Source organism: Anoxybacillus sp. P3H1B, from assembly GCF_001560855.1.
Lineage (GTDB): Bacteria > Bacillota > Bacilli > Bacillales > Anoxybacillaceae > Anoxybacteroides > Anoxybacteroides rupiense.
In genome coordinates, this window is the sequence record NZ_LPUG01000012.1 from 248,411 (window position 1) to 266,421 (window position 18,011).

The following is an 18,011-nucleotide window of genomic DNA, read 5'->3' on the forward strand; positions in this document are numbered from 1 at the left end:
TGTTCACATATATTTCTAATGTACAGCTATGCTTTGTAGAAGGCAACAAACAGGGGTTTCATTGAGGTATAAGTGATCAGGAGAGGATGATGATTCGCTTTTCTGCGCATAACGATTATTGTTCGAAGGGCGGCAGAAAAGCAATAAAGGTAATCAATTTCTAAATGATATTGATTCATCGACAACACACCTGGGAAAGTAAAGGTGAAATAATATGACGATTCAGCAGCGTTTTTTCCAATTAGATGATCAATGGTGCATCATCCATGTACCGGAGCGCCCAAATGGGTTTGGCGTTCTTCTTCTTGGAGATGTCAATCATTATGTAACAGAAAATGCAAGCTTCTGGACCGAGCACGAAGGAAGACGGCAACTGCTAGATGATCTGCTTCAATATGGATACACCATTTTTTCTTCCCATTTGTACGGGCGGCATTGGGGAAGTGATCAGGCGCTTCGGTTGGCGAAACAACTGATCTACTATGTATTAAAAAGTGAAATTCTTAATCATCGTATTTATCTTTTAGCCGAAGGAATGGGGGCGCTTGCCGCCTTGCGACTGATGGAGGAAATATCTCCACAAATTCGGGCGGTGGCGATGTTTAGTCCATGTCTAAATTTGCGAGCACAACTGGAATACGAAAAGGAAAACAAATTTTTCTACAAACGTCTAGTAAACGATATCGCCGATGCCTATAGAGTAGACAAGACTAAAGTATATGATGTGATTCCTTGTTCTTCTTTGACTTTTTCCCATGTACCGACGAAAATATGGCAGCTATCCGGAGTAACGCCTTATCCTTCTTCCCTTCACTGCCGTAAGTATGCAGAAATAGCAAAAGAAAAAAAGCTGCCTGTGGAAGTTTTGTATCATTTACCGGAAAAACGATATCGGTTTGCCAGAGCCATTCACCAATTCTATGAAAAGTATAATCGATTATGATGAGCTCCTCTATCGCTCTTAGGAACGATAGAGGAGTTTTTGCAGCAGAAGGATCCACGCAACGAGTTAGATAAGGAGGCTGGTGAAGCATGCTTTACAGAAGCTTTTCTAAAAATGCGCTCTACTTTCCCACTATTCATGCTATTTGAAGATGAAAACATGGCTTCTGCACAAACGGTAATAATCCATTCTTTTACTAAAAATATGGCTTGCCGACTACGGCAGAAAAGCGAGGAATCAAACAATGTCAATTGGTTTTATTGGATCATCAACACACCTGTGGTTTCTGGAATAGCAACGGCCGGAGAGATCTGGTGACTTACCTTTGCCATGTATTCGTGTGGAAAAAATAGGAACCGCACAATCGGTTCGTTTCGATCTACGTTATTTATTTTTTTAATAAATCCGTAAAAGAAGTAAACGTTTTCATGAATGGTTTGAGTTGATGGAACGAGGAGACAAGTGTATCAATGTCCTGCATAAGCTGTAGAAAATCAACCCCCTGCTGGGAAGAGGATGTTTCTGCTACGTTTGTTTGTTTTTCTTGACGAAATGGAAAGTCTCCAAACATTAGACGAGAAAAACGGTCATTTAGCTGATGGGTCGTTTGTTTTTCTTCTTCCACATGAGATCCCCCTTTCTCCTTATAAGCAATTTATGTTCAGAAAAGTAGAAATGATTAGACAGATGACATGGACCAAACATTTATATTGCGTGATTATGAAAACTTCGATAAAATTAGTACCAAGTAATAGTAATTGGTTATATAACAATAAAGGAGATGTTCTGCATGAATGCAGGTATTATCGGAATCGGCCGGTATTTGCCGGAAAAGGTAGTCACCAACCTCGATTTGGAAAAAATGATGGATACGTCTGATGAATGGATTCGGACTAGAACGGGAATTGAAGAGAGAAGAATTGCCGCTGATGATATTGACACGTCAGATATGGCTTATTTTGCTGCTGTGAAGGCTCTTGAGAACGCCCGGATCTCAGCTGCGGAACTTGATTTAATTTTAGTGGCTACAGTAACGCCGGATCGTCCATTTCCGTCAGTTGCTTGCATGCTGCAAGAAAGATTGGGGGCGACAAAAGCAGCAGCCCTAGATATTAGTGCAGCCTGCGCTGGCTTCATGTATGGAATGGTTACAGCAAAGCAATTTATTGAAAGCGGAACATATCGATATATATTAGTGATAGGAGCGGAAAAATTATCGAAAATCGTAAATTGGGAGGACCGCAATACGGCTGTTTTATTTGGTGATGGGGCAGGTGCTGTCGTGATGGGACCCGTTTCCGAAGGCCGCGGCATTGTATCCTTTGAATTAGGAGCTGACGGAACAGGAGGAAAACACCTATATCAAGACGAATATGTTGTTATGAATGGTCGAGAGGTGTTCAAATTTGCGGTTCGTCAAATGGGGGAATCATGCATTCACGTACTCGAAAAAGCAGGATTGTCTAAACAGGATGTGGATTTTTTAGTTCCGCATCAAGCCAATATTCGTATTGTTGAAGCAGCTAGACAGCGCTTGGAGCTGCCGGAGGATAAAATGTCAGCAACCGTCAGAAAATATGGCAATACGTCCGCTGCTTCTATTCCAATTTCGATTGTCGAAGAACTAGAGGCTGGAAAAATCAAAGACGATGATCTAATCATTATGGTTGGTTTTGGGGGCGGTTTAACATGGGGAGCGATCGCCTTAAGATGGGGACGCTAAAATAACGATGAAAGCTCTTTGACTACAAACGGAAAGAGAGGCAAAAAGGATGGAAAAGAGAAGAGTCGTTGTCACAGGTTTGGGAGCAGTGACTCCGCTTGGTAATGATGTGGAAACAACATGGGAACGTATAATAGCAGGCGAAAATGGCGTGGGTCCGCTGACTCGTGTCAATCCAGATGATTATCCGGCAAAAGTTGCGGCAGAGGTAAAGGATTTTAATCCGGAACTTTATATGGATAAACGTGAAGCGCGTAAAATGGACCGCTTTACTCAATATGCGGTAGCATCTGCACTTATGGCTGTAAAAGATGCCAATTTAACAATCAATGAAGAAAATGCCGAGCGAGTGGGCGTATGGATTGGCTCAGGAATCGGCGGAATGGAAACATTCGAGCAGCAGTTTGAAATTTTTCAACAGCGCGGTTATCGCCGTGTAAGCCCATTTTTTGTACCGATGATGATTCCTGATATGGCGGCAGGGCAAGTATCGATTATATTAGGAGCAAAAGGAATCAACTCTTGTACAGTTACAGCATGCGCAACAGGCGCGAATTCGATTGGCGATGCGTTTAAAGTCATTCAACGCGGTGATGCGGATGTGATGGTGACAGGAGGAACCGAAGCGCCGATTACGAAAATGGCATTAGCCGGATTTTGCGCGAATACGGCTTTATCAACAAATCCTGATCCGGACAAAGCAAGCCGGCCATTCGATAAAAACCGTGATGGGTTTGTGATCGGAGAGGGTGCTGCTATTCTCGTGCTCGAAGAATTAGAACATGCACGCAAGCGGGGCGCTCGTATTTATGCGGAAATCGTTGGCTATGGATCAACGGGAGATGCTTATCACATTACAGCTCCTGCACCAGGCGGGGAAGGCGGTGTGCGGGCGATGCGCCAAGCGCTCGCTGATGCCGGAATGAAGCCAGAAGAAATCGGTTATATTAACGCTCATGGAACAAGCACCGAATATAACGATAAATATGAAACAATGGCGATAAAAGAGGTCTTTGGCGATCATGCTTATAAATTGGCAATCAGCTCAACCAAGTCGATGACCGGCCATTTATTGGGTGCCGCAGGCGCGGTTGAAGCGATGTTCTCCATCTTGACAATGATCGATGGAGTGATTCCGCCAACGATTCATTATGAAACACCGGATCCAGAGTGCGATCTTGATTATGTGCCAAATGTAGCGAGAAAACAGGAAGTAAACGCTGTTTTAAGCAACTCGCTTGGCTTTGGCGGACATAATGCCACTCTTATTTTCAGAAAATATACGGAATAATCAACAAGGCGATCTCATAAAAAGCGGGATCGCCTTTTTTTCACCCCTTTTTCTGCTCCATCATACGATAGGAAATAAGGAAGAGAAAGGGGGAAGCGAGAAATGCCGGTTATTCATACCGACGAATGGCTCGCTACGGAACAGCCGCTGCAGCTATGCGAACGGCTAACCGATTATTTTCGAGGGGGCAACGCTCGGCATATTTATGTTCATCTTATTCATCACGGAATGCATTCGTTATCGGAGGAAGCGAAAAAGATAACAGAAACCATGAAGCGAAAGCAGCTATGGGAGCGAACGGAAAGGATCTATCATCGATTACAAAAGCGCTGGAACGGCCCGGATGTACCTGTTTTTATTTTTCCGGCAAATGAACATAACAGAAAGATGGCTCGAGATTTTAATAGTAAAGGCGGTCTTGCCTACGCTGATAAATTGTTTTTATTTTTGTTGCCGCAGCATTCATGGAAAGAAATAGAGGCCGTATTGACTCATGAATACAATCACGTTTGCCGCCTAGCAAAGCAACCGAAAAAGGAATATCCGCTGCTTGACGCCGTGATTTTAGAGGGCTTGGCAGAACAAGCAGTCGGGCAAGACGTGGGAAAAGAATATCAAGCCAAATGGACATCATACTATTCAGACGATGAATTGCGCCATTTTTGGAAGCAATATCTTGACCGCTATCAAATGATTTTTCCGTCACATCGATTATACGACCGCCTTTTATATGGACGCGGTCTGTATCCTGAGATGCTTGGATATGCGGTAGGCTACGGAATCGTATGTGCCGCCTTGCAAAAAGAGCACGACTTTTTTAAGCTGATGGAAATGCCTGCAGAGCGCATTCTGCAGCTCGCGCAATTTTAGCAATCGCCTTAAGGTCATAGTCATGAACAATGCCGCTTGCACATATATGTAGAAATAAGATGGACAAGGCGACGGAGGAAAGCGATGCGCGTATTCATTTATTTGCTCGGCTTTGGTTTTTCAGTTATAGGGGGGGTTACATCCATTGCTTATTTAAATCTCATCACACCGGAGCGAGGGTGGATCAATTACTTTCAATTTATTAGCACGAGAATGGAGTGCTATTTACTTCCAATCGGCATGATTGTCATGTGGTTCAGTCTATACTTTCCGGATCAAGAATAATGGATAAAAAAGGCTGCTGTGGAATAAAATAATCCCCCTCTGCCTATAATGATGGACAAATAGCTTTTGAAGTGAGGGGTATCTTATGTTATATCTTCATGATATTTGGGTGAATTGGTTTGAAGGCGAGGAAAATGGGTATAACGTCTGTCACTTTCATGAATGGAGAAAGGATGACCAAGTCGAATTGCTCGATCAAGTTCCGCTTTTAAAGGTATCTTCCCGTTTGTTTAATTATGTAGAAAATAGTTTGTCGGAGATACCTAAGCCACTTTTAGAAGATGTTTATCAAAAAGCATATGTGCGGAAAAACCATGAACGTCTTCAGCTTGATTATTGTTTCGTTGTAACGGATGGAAAAGGAATATTAGCGATTGACACGATCGGTTCGAGCATTCCAATTCGCAAAAGTCGGCTGATTCCAAGACAAGAGCAGCTTGTCTATGAAATGGTCGCGGACCAGCAAGAAGAAGCCTATCCGCTTCCTTCATATGAAAAAGAATATCATATTTTATCGCCTGCTCCGGAGCTGATGAACGGACTGACACGGAAGGAGCGCCAACTCAAACAGCTTTTGTTTATGGCGATGGATCAGCTTTATTCAACGAAAAATGTAGCAGAAATTCGCTATTGGTACACGGAATGGGCGCCGCATAAATATCCTTTAATTCAGCAAATGTCATTTGAAGAAGCATGGCAGCAGCTATATGAGGAAACAAAATACGATTGGTCGGAAAAGCACGTTCAACTATGCGAAAAAATGATTAAAGGACAGCCATTTTTTGAAAAGCTGTGGGAAATGGAGCAAGAGCCGCGGGTTAACTAAAGAGGTTGAATAAAAAGCAAGCCGATGTTGCGGCTTGCTTTTTTTGCTTTGTTGTTATCCTCGATTTCGTCCTAATCCCATCGCATGTTCCATTTTTTTGAGCATTTCGTTTGCTACTTGGTTCGCTTTCTCTGCCCCTTTATCAAGGATGTCATCAAGAGAGCTGCTTTCCATTAAATGATAATATTTCTCTTGAACCGGAGCGAGGGCATCCATAATCACTTGAGCTAAATCGCTTTTAAATTCTCCATAGCCTTTTCCGGCATATTGCTGTTCTAATTGTTCGATCGTTTTATTTGCTAAAATGGAATAAATATTCAATAAGTTAGTAACACCAGGCTTCGTTTCCTTGTCGTAGCGGATCGTTCCTTCAGAATCGGTTACAGCGCTCTTAATTTTCTTTTCAATGGCTTTGGCATCATCTAACAGCGTAATATATGATTTTTGATTTGGATCCGATTTACTCATTTTTTTCAATGGATCGGCCAATGACATAATTCGCGCTCCGACTTTTGGGATGCGCGCTTCAGGGATGGTGAAAATTTCCCCGTATCGTTTATTGAAGCGCTCCGCTAAGTCGCGAGTTAATTCAATGTGCTGCTTTTGATCTTCGCCAACAGGAACGATGTCTGTTTTATAAAGAAGAATATCAGCCGCCATTAACGGCGGGTATGTTAATAGACCCGCGCTCACTGCCTCTTTTCCCGCCGATTTATCTTTAAATTGCGTCATCCGTTCAAGCTCTCCGATATAGGAAAGACACTGTAAAATCCATCCGGCCTGCGCGTGAGCAGGAACTTCCGATTGCACAAATAAAGTGGCTGTGTTCGGATCAATGCCGACCGCTAAATAGAAGGCCGCCAAGCTGCGGATATTTTGACGAAGCTGTTTTGGATCTTGCGGCACGGTAATCGCGTGCTGATCGACGATACAAAAATAGCATTGATATTCGTGTTGCAGCTCAACAAACTGCCGCATGGCACCAATATAGTTTCCAAGGGTGAGAACTCCGCTTGGCTGGATGCCAGAAAAAATGGTTTTCATGAGATAGACCACTCCTTTTCCATTATTTGCTCATAAATAAAGGCCCTATCTCCCCTTAGCGAAAATTAGGGACGATAGGACCGCGTTGCCACCCTAGTTATTGCACAGAAACGTGCAATCACTCTGATCCATGCTGTATCATGCATGGCGCCTCTATAACGCAAGGCAAACGTCTGAGCCTACTCTCCAGTTCAGCCCAGATGCTCGAAAGCCCATTCCATATTGCTAGCCGCTTGTTCCCACCAACCACAAGCTCTCTGAAGGCATCACAACATGTACTCTTCTTTCTCATCGCATGCTGTTTTTTTCTTTATTCTAATGCATGAAGAACATTTGTGCAAGAAATAACCGTCGATTTTCCTATTTCTGTATTATTATATCAAGCTTATTGAAAAAATTATTTTCAAAAAATTCTCTTTCCTAAATTAAAGTGATAAATTGATAGTGTAATGAAAGGATAAATTTAAAAAAAATGAAAATGTAAACGCTTTAATTTGTTGTTTTTTCAGTTTTTTTTTGTGATTTTGTAATTTTTTTTATTTACATTTATCGAAAAAAACTATAAAATGCTAATTAGCTGAAAAATAAAGTTAAAAAAACAATTTTAACAAATGGAAAATTCAGAAAAAACAAAAATATAGAATGATTTCTTTTTTAAGTATATTAATATTTTCGATCTGTAGTAGAGCAGATAAAATTTTTCCATCCAGAGTGATGGATCTAGGCTCTTGTACATACCGGCTCAAGATGCAACTGGGGTACCAAAAGTTCTGCGCTTTTACGTAGGACTTTTGACTATAAAAATTTTTTACTAGGGGGGAAATTCATTGAAGAAAAGACTATCTCTTTTGTTCAGCTTAATGCTAGTGCTTAGTCTCTTCCTTGCTGCTTGTGGCGGATTCAGCAAAAAAGATGACGCCAGCGATGATAAAGCAGGAGGCAAAAAATCAGATGTTCCGCAAGAGCTGCGTGTGAACATTAAGACTGAGCCGTTTTCTCTACATCCTGGTTTGGCGAATGACTCTGTTTCTGGTAACGTGTTGCGCCAAACATTCGAAGGGTTGACAACCATTAAAGACGGCAAACCTGAATTAGCTGCTGCAGAAAGCTACGAGGTTTCCGATGATTTAACGACTTACACATTCAAGCTGCGCGACGCAAAATGGACAAACGGTGACCCAGTGACAGCGCAAGACTTCGAATATGCTTGGAAATGGGCGCTTGATCCAAAGAATGAATCACAATACGCTTATCAGCTTTACTATATTAAAAATGGCCAAGCCTATAATGAAGGAAAGGCGAAAGCTGAGGACGTTGGCGTAAAAGCACTTGACGAGAAAACATTGCAAGTGACTCTTGAAGCTCCAACCCCTTACTTTTTAGAATTAACAGCGTTCTATACGTATTATCCAGTGAACAGCAAAGTGGCTCAACAAAAACCAGACTGGTATAAAAACGCAGGACCTGATTACACTTCAAACGGTCCGTTCAAAATGGTCACTTGGGAGCATAACAGCAAAATCGTTCTTGAAAAGAATGAATCCTATTGGGATGCGAAAAACGTCAAGCTTGAGAAAATCGACATGGCGATGGTCAATGACACCAATACGGAGCTTTCCATGTTTAACAACGGAGAGCTAGATTGGGCAGGAATGCCTACTGGCCAATTGCCGACAGACTCTTTGCCGCAGTTAAAGAAAGAAGGTAAATTGCACGTTCAGCCAATCGCAGGTACGTATTGGTACAAATTTAATACGGAAAAACCACCATTCAACAATGTGAATATCCGCAAGGCATTCACATATGCGATCGACCGCAAAGCGATTGTAGAAAACGTGACAAAAGGCGAGCAAATTCCAGCGATGGCTGCTGTGCCGCCAACGATGTTCCCTGAAAATGAAAAGGGATATTTCAAAGATAACGATGTCGAAAAAGCAAAAGAGTATTTACAAAAAGGTCTTCAAGAGCTTGGCTTAAAGGATGTAAAAGATTTGCCGCCAATCACTCTGTCCTATAATACGGACGACGCTCACGCTAAAATTGCTCAGGCCATTCAAGACATGTGGAAGAAAAATCTAGGCATTAATGTGAAGCTGGAAAATGCAGAATGGAACGTATACATTGACAAATTGCATTCTGGTGATTATCAAATTGGCCGCATGGGTTGGTTAGGAGACTTTAACGATCCAATCAACTTCTTGGAGCTATATCGTGATAAAGAGGGCGGCAACAACGATACAAATTGGGAAAATCCGAAGTTCAAACAATTGCTAATCGATTCACAAAAAGAGGCTGATCCAGAAAAACGTAAGCAAATGCTCAAAGATGCAGAACAAATTTTAATGGATGAGCTTCCAATCGCGCCAATCTACTTCTACACAAATACTTGGGTGCAAAAAGACAACCTAAAAGGCGTGGAAGTATCAGGCCTTGGCGATGTTCAATTCAAATGGGCATATTTTGAATAAGGTGTGAATGAGTGAAGGTATATGGGAACTGTCCCGTATACCTTCATTTCACGATGAAGCCAAATTACAAAAAAATGGAGGTGTTTGAATATGTTGCGGTATATAGGCAGACGTTTGCTCTATATGTTGCTATCACTCTTTTTAATTATTACAGCGACGTTCTTTTTAATGAGAGCTGCGCCAGGTGGACCTTTCTCTGGGGAGAAAAAGTTGCCTCCTGAAATTGAAAAAAACTTAAATGAATACTATGGGCTGGATCGCCCTTGGTACAGTCAATATTTTGACTATTTAGTTTCTGTTGCGAAATGGGATTTCGGTCCGTCCTTTAAATATAAAGGACAAACAGTGAACGATCTCATTAGCGACGGCTTTCCGGTTTCTTTTTTTCTTGGAATGGAAGCTTTGCTGATAGCAGTAAGTATCGGGATTTTGTTAGGGATTATTGCTGCGCTGAATCATAATAAATGGCAGGATTACGGAGCGATGGTTTTTGCCGTTCTCGGAATATCGGTTCCGAGCTTTATTATGGCCTCTGTTTTGCAATACTTTTTAGCGATTAAGCTGCACTTGTTCCCGGTGGCCCGATGGGAGTCATTGCAGCACACGGTTTTGCCGGCGCTTGCGCTTGCGGCGACGCCGATGGCGTTCATTGCTCGCTTGACTCGTTCCAGCATGCTGGAGGTATTAAGCAATGATTATATTCGCACAGCGAAGGCAAAAGGGCTTTCAAGAGGACAAATTACGGTAAAACACGCCATTCGCAACGCTTTATTGCCTGTTGTCACCTATTTGGGACCATTGTCCGCAGGGGTTTTAACGGGAAGCTTTGTCATTGAAAAAATCTTTGGTATTCCTGGATTGGGAAGCCATTTTGTATTGAGCATTTCGAATCGTGATTATACCGTGATTATGGGAGTGACGGTGTTTTACAGCATTTTACTGCTGGCCTCTGTCCTGCTTGTGGATATTGCGTACGGCTTCATTGATCCTCGAATTAAGCTAGCCGGTGGAAAGAAAGGAGAGTAATCATGCAACAAATTCCAAAAGAGATGTTTCAGCCAGCGGCAGCAGAGCTGGGCGAAGCGGAAAAAATATCGAGACCGAGCCTTTCTTATTGGAAGGATGTTGCGATTCGCTTTCGCAAAAATAAATTAGCGATGTTTGGCCTAGTTTTGCTTGTACTCTTAGTCTTTATGGCGATTTTTGGACCACACATGACGAAATACGACTATGCGACAAACGACTTAATGAATACAAACCAGCCTCCATCTTCTAAGCACTGGTTTGGCACAGATGATTTAGGTCGGGATGTATTCGCGCGTACATGGTATGGTGCTAGAATTTCTTTGTTCATTGGTTTAGCCGCAGCGCTTATTGACTTATTGATCGGGGTGCTGTGGGGCGGTATTTCCGGGCTTCGCGGTGGCAGAACGGACGAAGTGATGATGCGGATTGCCGATATTTTATGGGCCGTTCCTTATTTGTTGCTCGTGATTATCTTAATGGTTGTTTTAGGCCAAGGACTAGGTACCATGATTTTAGCGATGACGATTACCGGATGGATCAATATGGCGCGCATCGTTCGCGGGCAAGTGCTTCAGCTGAAAAGCCAAGAATATGTACTTGCATCGCAAACGCTAGGTGCAAGCACATCGCGGATTATGTTTAAGCATTTAATTCCAAACGCGATGGGCCCGATTCTTGTCACATTAACCTTATCGATTCCATCTGCGATTTTTACAGAAGCATTTTTAAGTTATTTAGGTCTTGGCGTGCCGCAGCCTTTAGCGAGTTGGGGGACGATGGCTTCTGATGGAGTACAAGCCATGCAATACTATCCATGGCGGTTATTTTTCCCAGCTACTTTTATTTGCTTAACGATTTTTGCATTTAACGTAGTAGGGGACGGTTTGCGCGATGCGCTAGATCCGAGATTGCGTAAGTAAGGGGTGAAGACATGGAGAAGCTGTTAGAAGTAAAAAACTTAGAGGTTTCGTTTCAAACATATGGCGGAGAAGTTCAGGCTGTGCGCGGTGTTAGCTTTCACTTAAACAGAGGGGAAACGCTGGCGATTGTAGGGGAATCAGGATCCGGAAAAAGCGTGACTTCCCAAACCATTATGCGCCTTATTCCAACACCGCCGGGCAGAATCAAAAATGGACAAATTCTTTTTGATGGAGAGGATCTTGTTAAGAAAACAGACAAGGAAATGGAAGCGATTCGCGGAAAAGATATCGGGATGATCTTTCAAGATCCAATGACATCGTTGAATCCAACCATGAAGGTCGGACATCAGATCATGGAAGTGTTAACGAAACATTTGAAAATGGACAAATCGGCTGCAAAGGAGCGGGCGATTGAATTGTTGCGTCTTGTTGGGATTCCGATGCCGGAAAAACGCGTGACCCAATATCCGCACGAATTTTCCGGGGGAATGAGACAGCGGGCGATGATTGCTGTAGCCTTGGCCTCCAATCCGAAGCTATTGATTGCCGATGAACCAACGACAGCGTTGGATGTAACGATTCAGGCGCAAATTTTAGAGCTGATGAAAGAGCTGCAGAAGAAAACCAATACATCGATTATCTTTATTACTCATGATTTAGGGGTCGTTGCTAATGTAGCGGATCGTGTGGCCGTCATGTACGCAGGAAAAATCGTAGAAATGGGAACGGTGGATGAAGTCTTCTATGACCCGAAGCATCCTTATACATGGGGATTATTGGCGTCGATGCCGAGCTTAGATAGCGATGATAAATCGGAATTAGCGGCCATCCCAGGAACGCCGCCAGATTTGACAAACCCGCCAAAAGGCGATGCATTTGCGCCGCGCAATCCATATGCGATGAAAATCGACTTTGAGTTGGAGCCGCCGCTGTTTCAGATTTCGGATACGCACTATGCAGCGACATGGCTGCTTCATCCGGACGCGCCAAAAGTAGAGCCGCCTGAAGCGGTGAAAAAACGTTTGCGCAAGCTCTCCTCCAATTACCCTCAACCTGTTATTGTAAAGGAGAGTGAGTAAAATGGCAGAAAAGCAAAAACTGATCGAAATCAAAAATCTTAAGCAGCATTTTAACGTCGGGCATGGACAAGTAATCAAAGCAGTAGACGGTATAACGTTCGATATTTATAAAGGAGAAACGCTTGGTCTTGTGGGGGAATCTGGATGCGGGAAATCGACGACAGGAAGGACGATTATTGGCTTATATCAAGCAACGAGCGGCGAGGTGCTGCTGAATGGCGTGAGCGTTCACGGCAAAAAATCGCCTAAAGAATTAAAAATGTTAAAGCGAAAAATGCAAATGATTTTCCAAGATCCATACGCGTCGCTGAATCCGCGCATGACCGTTGCGGACATCATTGCTGAGGGCATCGATATTCACGGTCTTGCAAAAACAAAAGAGGAACGAATGAAACGGGTATACGAGCTCCTCGAGACGGTTGGCTTAAATCGAGAGCATGCGAATCGATATCCGCATGAATTTTCCGGCGGTCAGCGGCAACGGATCGGAATTGCCCGCGCTTTAGCGGTTGAGCCAGAATTTATTATTGCCGATGAACCGATTTCTGCCTTAGATGTTTCGATCCAAGCGCAGGTTGTGAACTTAATGAAGAGACTACAGCGCGAAAAAGGACTGACTTACTTATTTATTGCCCATGATTTGTCGATGGTGAAATATATTAGCGATCGCATCGGTGTCATGTATTTTGGAAAAATGGTTGAATTGGCAGAGGCGGAAGAGCTGTATCGCAACCCGATTCATCCTTATACAAAAGCATTATTATCCGCGATTCCGCTGCCGGATCCGGAAACAGAACGAGTGCGCAGGAGAGCGATTTATGATCCATCACAGCACCAATATAAAGATGGAGAAAGTCTCGAATTTCGTGAAATTACGCCGGGCCATTTTGTATTATGCTCGGAGGAAGAATACAAAAAATATAAAGCCATGCATAGTTGATCTCTCGTTTCGAGAGATCTTTTTTTATAAATGGAATGGATATGAATGATTATAAAACATTTTGATTCATTTGACTATTCTAAAAATAAAAAACATAGACTGTTGGCGACCCTTCATACTGCATCACTGGCTCCGTCCATGAATGTCTTGATTCGGTTGCATTTCTTGTCTTCCGAACGTTTTCAAGCCATTCTGATGTAAGAAACGTCACCATGAATGGAGGGATGCTTAAAATGATGGTAGACAAAGTCCGTGTTGACTTTGTCTACCATCTTCTTGAGCATTATCCCGAGATTTTTTTGCCGCCAACGCGATTCCAGCCTTCTTGTGTTTTGGCTGTTTTTTGAATGTGCTCCAATCGTCTGGAGCCGCCAAATACATATTCGCCAACCCCGTTGGCAAAAACCCCCATTAGCGCCGTCATTCCAATGATGAGGACGCCGACAATCATGAAATCAATAAAATATTGGGTCATATGCCCTTCCTCCCCTTACCTGCTTATAGAATGGCCAACAATGGAAATAAGCAAGATGCCGAAACAGGGATGTTCGTTCAAGTAAACGCTTCGACTGCTTCACTTTATCATCGAATCAGCCGCTAAAAAGCGAAGACGGTCGCGTGGTTTCGTTTTTGAGGTCATGGATGGCCGTTGTTATTTTCCTTTCTTTATATTGTAGAGGATTTTAGAGAATATGGGAAGCGGGCTGAAGAAAATGGGGGGACTTTGAAAAACTATACCGTTCTTAGGAATTTTATTGTATAATATACAGTATGAAATCCATTTTCATCTAAATATGAGCAGAAAACAAGCTGACTGGCTCATATGTAAGCAGGACTATTTATCCTGTTAAAGGAGAGTGAGTAACAATTATGGTTACATTGTATACATCACCTAGCTGCACCTCTTGCCGCAAAGCAAAAGCGTGGCTAGAGCAACATGATATTCCGTATGTTGAACGAAATATTTTTTCTGAACCGCTGTCAATCGATGAAATTAAAGAAATTCTTCGCATGACAGAAACGGGGACAGATGAAATTATCTCTACTAGATCAAAAATTTTCCAAAAATTAAATATAAATCTCGAGTCATTGCCGCTCCAAGATTTATATGAGATTATCCAAAAATATCCGGGAATTTTAAGAAGACCGATTATCATTGATGAAAAACGCCTTCAAGTTGGGTATAACGAGGATGAAATTCGCCGCTTCTTGCCGCGCAAGGTGCGAGCTTATCAGTTGCGTGAAGCTCAACGGCTCGTTAATCAGTAAAAAACTTCTACATGGTTGCTCCATGTAGAAGTTTTTTATCATCTTGTTCTTATGTCCAAGAGCGGTCATTTTTCCGATTGATCAGCCAGCCGGCACAGATGATGAACATAGCGGCGGCAAATGGGAAAAAAGGGCGAAGAGAAACAACTTCGTCAATATGTTGGATTCGTTGCTCTCCTAAGATCATTTTCCCAGCTGTATACGCTAAAATGGCTGCTCCAATGTAAATTAAAAAAGGATATCGCTCCATTGAATAAAGTATAATTTTGCTGCCTAAAATGATAATCGGAACAGAAAAAAGAAATCCAAAGACGACAAGAGAAGCACGGCCATCCGCTGCACCGGCGATGGCAATAACATTATCTAATCCCATCACCACATCTGCTGCAACGATGGTTTGTACTGCTTTCCAGAGCGAGGTTGCTGATTCAATGTGCGTAGGTGTTTCGTTTTTTTGAATTAACAGTTTGAGAGAAATCCAAAGCAGCATGCATCCGCCTACAAACTGCAAAAACGGAATCTTTAGCAATATGACGACCGCCGCTGTTAAAACGATGCGAACGGCAATGGCTAACGTGGTTCCAAGCACAATGGCTGTATTTCGTTTCTGCTCCGGTAACTTTCTGCTCGCTAAAGCAATGACAACTGCGTTATCTCCGCCAAGAATGACATCAATACCGATGATGAGAAGAATCGAAGTTATATATTCGCTTATCATTTATGTTCCTCATCTCCTTTTCTTTCATCATCATTATAGTAGGACATGTTTCATTTCATCACTATTTTTTGAAAAATGGGGTTTTTTTATTTCCCTTCTGAAGGTTTTTATCATAAAATAGAAGTACAAGGCATCGCCTTTCGGGGGTAAAAAAGTCCCTTCAAACTCAGTCTTGGAGAAGGGAGAGTTGACAAATGGAAATGGAACGCATTAATGAGCATACGGTGAAGTTTTATATCTCTTATGTTGATATAGAAGAACGCGGCTTTGACCGCGAAGAAATTTGGTATAACCGCGAACGAAGCGAAGAATTGTTTTGGGAAATGATGGATGAAGTCCATAACGAAGGAGATTTTTCGCTTGAAGGGCCGCTTTGGATCCAAGTGCAAGCGCTTGATAAAGGATTAGAGGTGCTAGTGACAAAAGCGCAGCTGTCCAAGGATGGAAGCAAATTAGAGCTTCCGCTTCCTGAAGAAAAATTGCTTCCGATGGACGAAAAAATGGAGGAGCTTCTTGACCACCATTTTCATGTGCAGCAGGATAGCGAGGGGCTGACAGAAGACGAGGAAGAAGAAGTGCTTCATTTTACGATCTCTTTTAAAGATATCGAAGACTTGATTGCGCTTGCTCATCGCGCTGATTTCACAAATGTGAAAAACAGCCTGTTTCAATTCGAAGGCCGCTACTACTTATTTGTTGAATTTGATGAAAACTATACAGAACACGAAATCGACAATTGGTTAAGCATCTTATTAGAATACGGGATCGATTCTCAACTAACCATTTATCGATTAGAGGAATACGGAAAAGAAATTATTCATAGCAATGCATTGGCTACGCTGGCTAAACATTTTCCGTTAAAGTAAAAGCCGATTTCAGCTGTTGAAATCGGCTTTTTCTTCGAGAACAACAAACGGATAGGGTGAAATTCATTGCGAAATACGTTGCAAGTGTTCATTTTTTTACTTCTGCTAAGCGTACTTTTATTTTTTACAAAAGACTATTGGGAAGGCTGGCTTCTTGGATCGCTCAGTATTTTGACGACCTGTTCCGTTATTTTTATCGCCTTTGTCATTTCCTTGGAAAATCGGCGGCCAGCTCAGACGCTAACATGGCTGGTCGTGCTTGGAAGTTTTCCGCTCATCGGCTTTTTCTTTTATATCCTATTCGGTCAAAGCTATCGAAAACAGCGGTTATTTAAAAAGAAGGCGATGCTGGATGAACAAATGTTTCTAAAATTTGAGGGGCAGCGCGATTTTAACATCGAGCAGATGAAGCATATCGAAGAGCACCAACTGCCGCTTCTCCGGCTTGCCCACCGTCTTGGCAAAAGCCCTGTTTCTTTGGCGACGGAAACGAAAATATTAACGAATGGAGAAGCAACGTTTTCCACTATTTTTGCAGAGCTTGAGAAAGCGAATCATCATATTCATTTAGAATATTATATTGTTCGCCATGATGACGTTGGACAAAGGTTGAAGAACATCTTGATTGAAAAAGCACAAAAAGGGATACATGTCCGTTTTCTATATGACGCTGTTGGAAGCTGGAAGTTATCGAAAGCGTACATTCAAGAGCTTCGTGATGCTGGAGTGGAAATGGTTCCGTTTTCCCCTGTCCGTCTTCCTTTTTTAAATAATAAAATTAACTTCCGCAATCACCGTAAAATTATCGTCATTGATGGAACAGTGGGATTTGTTGGCGGGTTAAATATTGGAGATGAGTATTTAGGCAAAAACGAATACTTTGGCTTTTGGCGCGATACGCATTTATGGATTCGCGGAGAAGCCGTAAGAACACTCCAGCTTATTTTTTTGCAGGATTGGTACTATATGACCGGGGAAACCTTATTAACATTAAATTATTTATCGCCGACCCTCATTCCGAACAGCGAGAAAGGCGGCATCCAGCTTATTTCCGGCGGACCCGATCAAGAATGGGAGGTTATCAAGCATTTATTTTTCGCCATGATCGTATCGGCGAAAAAATCGATTTGGATTGCGTCTCCTTACTTTATACCAGACGAGGACATTTTCGAAGCGTTAAAAGTGGCGGCATTAAGCGGCATTGATGTTCGCATTTTGGCGCCCAAACGGCCTGATAAAAAAATTGTGTTTTATGCTTCACGTTCCTATTTTCCAGAATTATTGGAGGCTGGAGTGAAAATTTACGAATATCGCAAAGGCTTTTTACATAGCAAAATTATTATTGTCGATGGAGAGCTTGCCTCGATTGGGACAGCCAATATGGATATGCGCAGCTTTCATCTGAATTTTGAAGTGAATGCTTTCTTATATCATACAGAAAGCACAAAAACGCTTGTAGCTGATTTTTTAAACGATTTGAATGATTCCGATCCCATTGATTATGAAACATTTAAAAAGAGGCGCTTGGCCACCCGTGTGGTCGAATCGATTTGCCGCTTGCTTTCTCCGCTTCTTTAGCGATTTCTATCCAAAAGGTTTATGGAACAGCCTGAGCATGATGGCTCAGGTTTTTTGTTATATCACAATGGATCTCTTGTCCTTGTTTTATATTCGGCAGCTAGCAGGAATTTAAGCCAAACGGAACGAATGCTATAAAGAATAAGCCGTGATGAAAGGAGTGTT

General features: G+C 42.4%; 19 protein-coding genes and 1 other annotated feature. Of the genes, 15 read left to right on the forward strand and 4 right to left on the reverse strand.

Annotated features, from left to right (window positions below; genetic code table 11):
• Window positions 1-214: 214 nt before the first annotated feature.
• Both AT864_RS08495 and AT864_RS08500 read left to right on the forward strand, forming a co-directional pair.
• Window positions 215-943 (forward strand): alpha/beta hydrolase, encoded by a 729-nt coding sequence (locus tag AT864_RS08495; RefSeq protein ID WP_044745723.1) that lies wholly within the window; start codon window positions 215-217, stop codon window positions 941-943.
• A 39-nt stretch (window positions 944-982) separates the two neighbouring features.
• Window positions 983-1,261 carry a hypothetical protein gene (locus AT864_RS08500; protein ID WP_066148279.1) on the forward strand — a complete coding sequence of 93 codons (279 nt, stop codon included), beginning with the start codon at window positions 983-985 and terminating at the stop codon, window positions 1,259-1,261.
• A 70-nt stretch (window positions 1,262-1,331) separates the two neighbouring features.
• On the opposite strand, the gene AT864_RS08505 is transcribed toward AT864_RS08500, so the two are convergent.
• The gene (locus AT864_RS08505) at window positions 1,332-1,568 is read right to left on the reverse strand and encodes a hypothetical protein (RefSeq protein WP_044745725.1); all 237 of its coding nucleotides are present in this window, start codon (window positions 1,566-1,568) and stop codon (window positions 1,332-1,334) included.
• 165 nt (window positions 1,569-1,733) lie between these two features.
• Between AT864_RS08505 and AT864_RS08510 the strand changes: the two genes are divergently transcribed.
• From AT864_RS08510 to AT864_RS08530, 5 genes are all read left to right on the forward strand, one after another.
• On the forward strand, window positions 1,734-2,666 hold the full coding sequence (locus AT864_RS08510; RefSeq protein WP_044745726.1) for a beta-ketoacyl-ACP synthase III: 933 nt from the start codon (window positions 1,734-1,736) through the stop codon (window positions 2,664-2,666).
• 49 nt (window positions 2,667-2,715) lie between these two features.
• A complete protein-coding gene (gene fabF, locus AT864_RS08515; protein WP_044745727.1) occupies window positions 2,716-3,957 on the forward strand; it encodes a beta-ketoacyl-ACP synthase II in 1,242 nt (413 codons plus the stop codon).
• Between the two features lie 102 nt (window positions 3,958-4,059).
• Complete coding sequence (locus AT864_RS08520) at window positions 4,060-4,827, forward strand: DUF2268 domain-containing protein (RefSeq protein ID WP_066148281.1); 768 nt, start codon at window positions 4,060-4,062, stop codon at window positions 4,825-4,827.
• 84 nt (window positions 4,828-4,911) lie between these two features.
• Entirely contained in the window at window positions 4,912-5,112 is a 201-nt protein-coding gene (locus AT864_RS08525) for a hypothetical protein (RefSeq protein ID WP_066148283.1), read from the forward strand.
• Window positions 5,113-5,197: 85 nt separating this feature from the next.
• Window positions 5,198-5,938 (forward strand): YjbA family protein, encoded by a 741-nt coding sequence (locus AT864_RS08530; RefSeq protein ID WP_066148285.1) that lies wholly within the window; start codon window positions 5,198-5,200, stop codon window positions 5,936-5,938.
• A gap of 54 nt (window positions 5,939-5,992) precedes the next feature.
• Here AT864_RS08530 and trpS read toward each other — a convergent pair whose 3' ends face one another.
• The gene (trpS, locus tag AT864_RS08535) at window positions 5,993-6,982 is read right to left on the reverse strand and encodes a tryptophan--tRNA ligase (RefSeq protein WP_066148289.1); all 990 of its coding nucleotides are present in this window, start codon (window positions 6,980-6,982) and stop codon (window positions 5,993-5,995) included.
• Window positions 6,983-7,046: 64 nt separating this feature from the next.
• Window positions 7,047-7,283 (reverse strand) — a binding site (T-box leader).
• A gap of 526 nt (window positions 7,284-7,809) precedes the next feature.
• Between trpS and AT864_RS08540 the strand changes: the two genes are divergently transcribed.
• From AT864_RS08540 to AT864_RS08560, 5 genes are all read left to right on the forward strand, one after another.
• On the forward strand, window positions 7,810-9,450 hold the full coding sequence (locus AT864_RS08540) for a peptide ABC transporter substrate-binding protein (protein WP_044745732.1): 1,641 nt from the start codon (window positions 7,810-7,812) through the stop codon (window positions 9,448-9,450).
• A gap of 90 nt (window positions 9,451-9,540) precedes the next feature.
• Window positions 9,541-10,476, forward strand: a complete 936-nt coding sequence (locus AT864_RS08545) for an ABC transporter permease (RefSeq protein ID WP_066148291.1) — start codon at window positions 9,541-9,543, stop codon at window positions 10,474-10,476.
• 2 nt (window positions 10,477-10,478) lie between these two features.
• Window positions 10,479-11,396, forward strand: a complete 918-nt coding sequence (locus AT864_RS08550) for an ABC transporter permease (protein ID WP_044745734.1) — start codon at window positions 10,479-10,481, stop codon at window positions 11,394-11,396.
• Between the two features lie 11 nt (window positions 11,397-11,407).
• The gene (locus tag AT864_RS08555) at window positions 11,408-12,475 is read left to right on the forward strand and encodes an ABC transporter ATP-binding protein (RefSeq protein WP_044745735.1); all 1,068 of its coding nucleotides are present in this window, start codon (window positions 11,408-11,410) and stop codon (window positions 12,473-12,475) included.
• A gap of 1 nt (window position 12,476) precedes the next feature.
• Window positions 12,477-13,415 (forward strand): ABC transporter ATP-binding protein, encoded by a 939-nt coding sequence (locus tag AT864_RS08560; RefSeq protein ID WP_044745736.1) that lies wholly within the window; start codon window positions 12,477-12,479, stop codon window positions 13,413-13,415.
• Between the two features lie 283 nt (window positions 13,416-13,698).
• Here AT864_RS08560 and AT864_RS08565 read toward each other — a convergent pair whose 3' ends face one another.
• Window positions 13,699-13,890, reverse strand: a complete 192-nt coding sequence (locus AT864_RS08565; protein ID WP_066148293.1) for a hypothetical protein — start codon at window positions 13,888-13,890, stop codon at window positions 13,699-13,701.
• Between the two features lie 395 nt (window positions 13,891-14,285).
• Between AT864_RS08565 and spxA the strand changes: the two genes are divergently transcribed.
• Window positions 14,286-14,684 carry a transcriptional regulator SpxA gene (gene spxA / locus AT864_RS08570; protein WP_044745738.1) on the forward strand — a complete coding sequence of 133 codons (399 nt, stop codon included), beginning with the start codon at window positions 14,286-14,288 and terminating at the stop codon, window positions 14,682-14,684.
• 49 nt (window positions 14,685-14,733) lie between these two features.
• Here the strand turns inward: spxA and AT864_RS08575 are convergent, their stop codons facing one another.
• Window positions 14,734-15,402 carry a TerC family protein gene (locus tag AT864_RS08575; protein ID WP_044745739.1) on the reverse strand — a complete coding sequence of 223 codons (669 nt, stop codon included), beginning with the start codon at window positions 15,400-15,402 and terminating at the stop codon, window positions 14,734-14,736.
• A gap of 194 nt (window positions 15,403-15,596) precedes the next feature.
• Between AT864_RS08575 and mecA the strand changes: the two genes are divergently transcribed.
• Window positions 15,597-16,268, forward strand: coding sequence for an adaptor protein MecA (mecA, locus tag AT864_RS08580; protein ID WP_066148295.1), 672 nt, complete (start codon window positions 15,597-15,599; stop codon window positions 16,266-16,268).
• A 66-nt stretch (window positions 16,269-16,334) separates the two neighbouring features.
• Window positions 16,335-17,846 carry a cardiolipin synthase gene (gene cls, locus AT864_RS08585; RefSeq protein ID WP_066148297.1) on the forward strand — a complete coding sequence of 504 codons (1,512 nt, stop codon included), beginning with the start codon at window positions 16,335-16,337 and terminating at the stop codon, window positions 17,844-17,846.
• Window positions 17,847-18,011: the final 165 nt, after the last annotated feature.

Bases quoted from the DNA above. Each gene is read 5' to 3' on its own strand.
- mecA (WP_066148295.1), top strand. From the start codon at position 15,597: ATGGAAATGGAACGCATTAATGAGCATACGGTGAAGTTTTATATCTCT.
- trpS (WP_066148289.1), bottom strand. From the start codon at position 6,982: ATGAAAACCATTTTTTCTGGCATCCAGCCAAGCGGAGTTCTCACCCTT.
- AT864_RS08565 (WP_066148293.1), bottom strand. From the start codon at position 13,890: ATGACCCAATATTTTATTGATTTCATGATTGTCGGCGTCCTCATCATT.
- AT864_RS08510 (WP_044745726.1), top strand. From the start codon at position 1,734: ATGAATGCAGGTATTATCGGAATCGGCCGGTATTTGCCGGAAAAGGTA.
- spxA (WP_044745738.1), top strand. From the start codon at position 14,286: ATGGTTACATTGTATACATCACCTAGCTGCACCTCTTGCCGCAAAGCA.
- AT864_RS08520 (WP_066148281.1), top strand. From the start codon at position 4,060: ATGCCGGTTATTCATACCGACGAATGGCTCGCTACGGAACAGCCGCTG.
- AT864_RS08530 (WP_066148285.1), top strand. From the start codon at position 5,198: ATGTTATATCTTCATGATATTTGGGTGAATTGGTTTGAAGGCGAGGAA.
- fabF (WP_044745727.1), top strand. From the start codon at position 2,716: ATGGAAAAGAGAAGAGTCGTTGTCACAGGTTTGGGAGCAGTGACTCCG.
- AT864_RS08545 (WP_066148291.1), top strand. From the start codon at position 9,541: ATGTTGCGGTATATAGGCAGACGTTTGCTCTATATGTTGCTATCACTC.
- AT864_RS08560 (WP_044745736.1), top strand. From the start codon at position 12,477: ATGGCAGAAAAGCAAAAACTGATCGAAATCAAAAATCTTAAGCAGCAT.
- AT864_RS08525 (WP_066148283.1), top strand. From the start codon at position 4,912: ATGCGCGTATTCATTTATTTGCTCGGCTTTGGTTTTTCAGTTATAGGG.
- AT864_RS08575 (WP_044745739.1), bottom strand. From the start codon at position 15,402: ATGATAAGCGAATATATAACTTCGATTCTTCTCATCATCGGTATTGAT.
- AT864_RS08495 (WP_044745723.1), top strand. From the start codon at position 215: ATGACGATTCAGCAGCGTTTTTTCCAATTAGATGATCAATGGTGCATC.
- AT864_RS08550 (WP_044745734.1), top strand. From the start codon at position 10,479: ATGCAACAAATTCCAAAAGAGATGTTTCAGCCAGCGGCAGCAGAGCTG.
- AT864_RS08555 (WP_044745735.1), top strand. From the start codon at position 11,408: ATGGAGAAGCTGTTAGAAGTAAAAAACTTAGAGGTTTCGTTTCAAACA.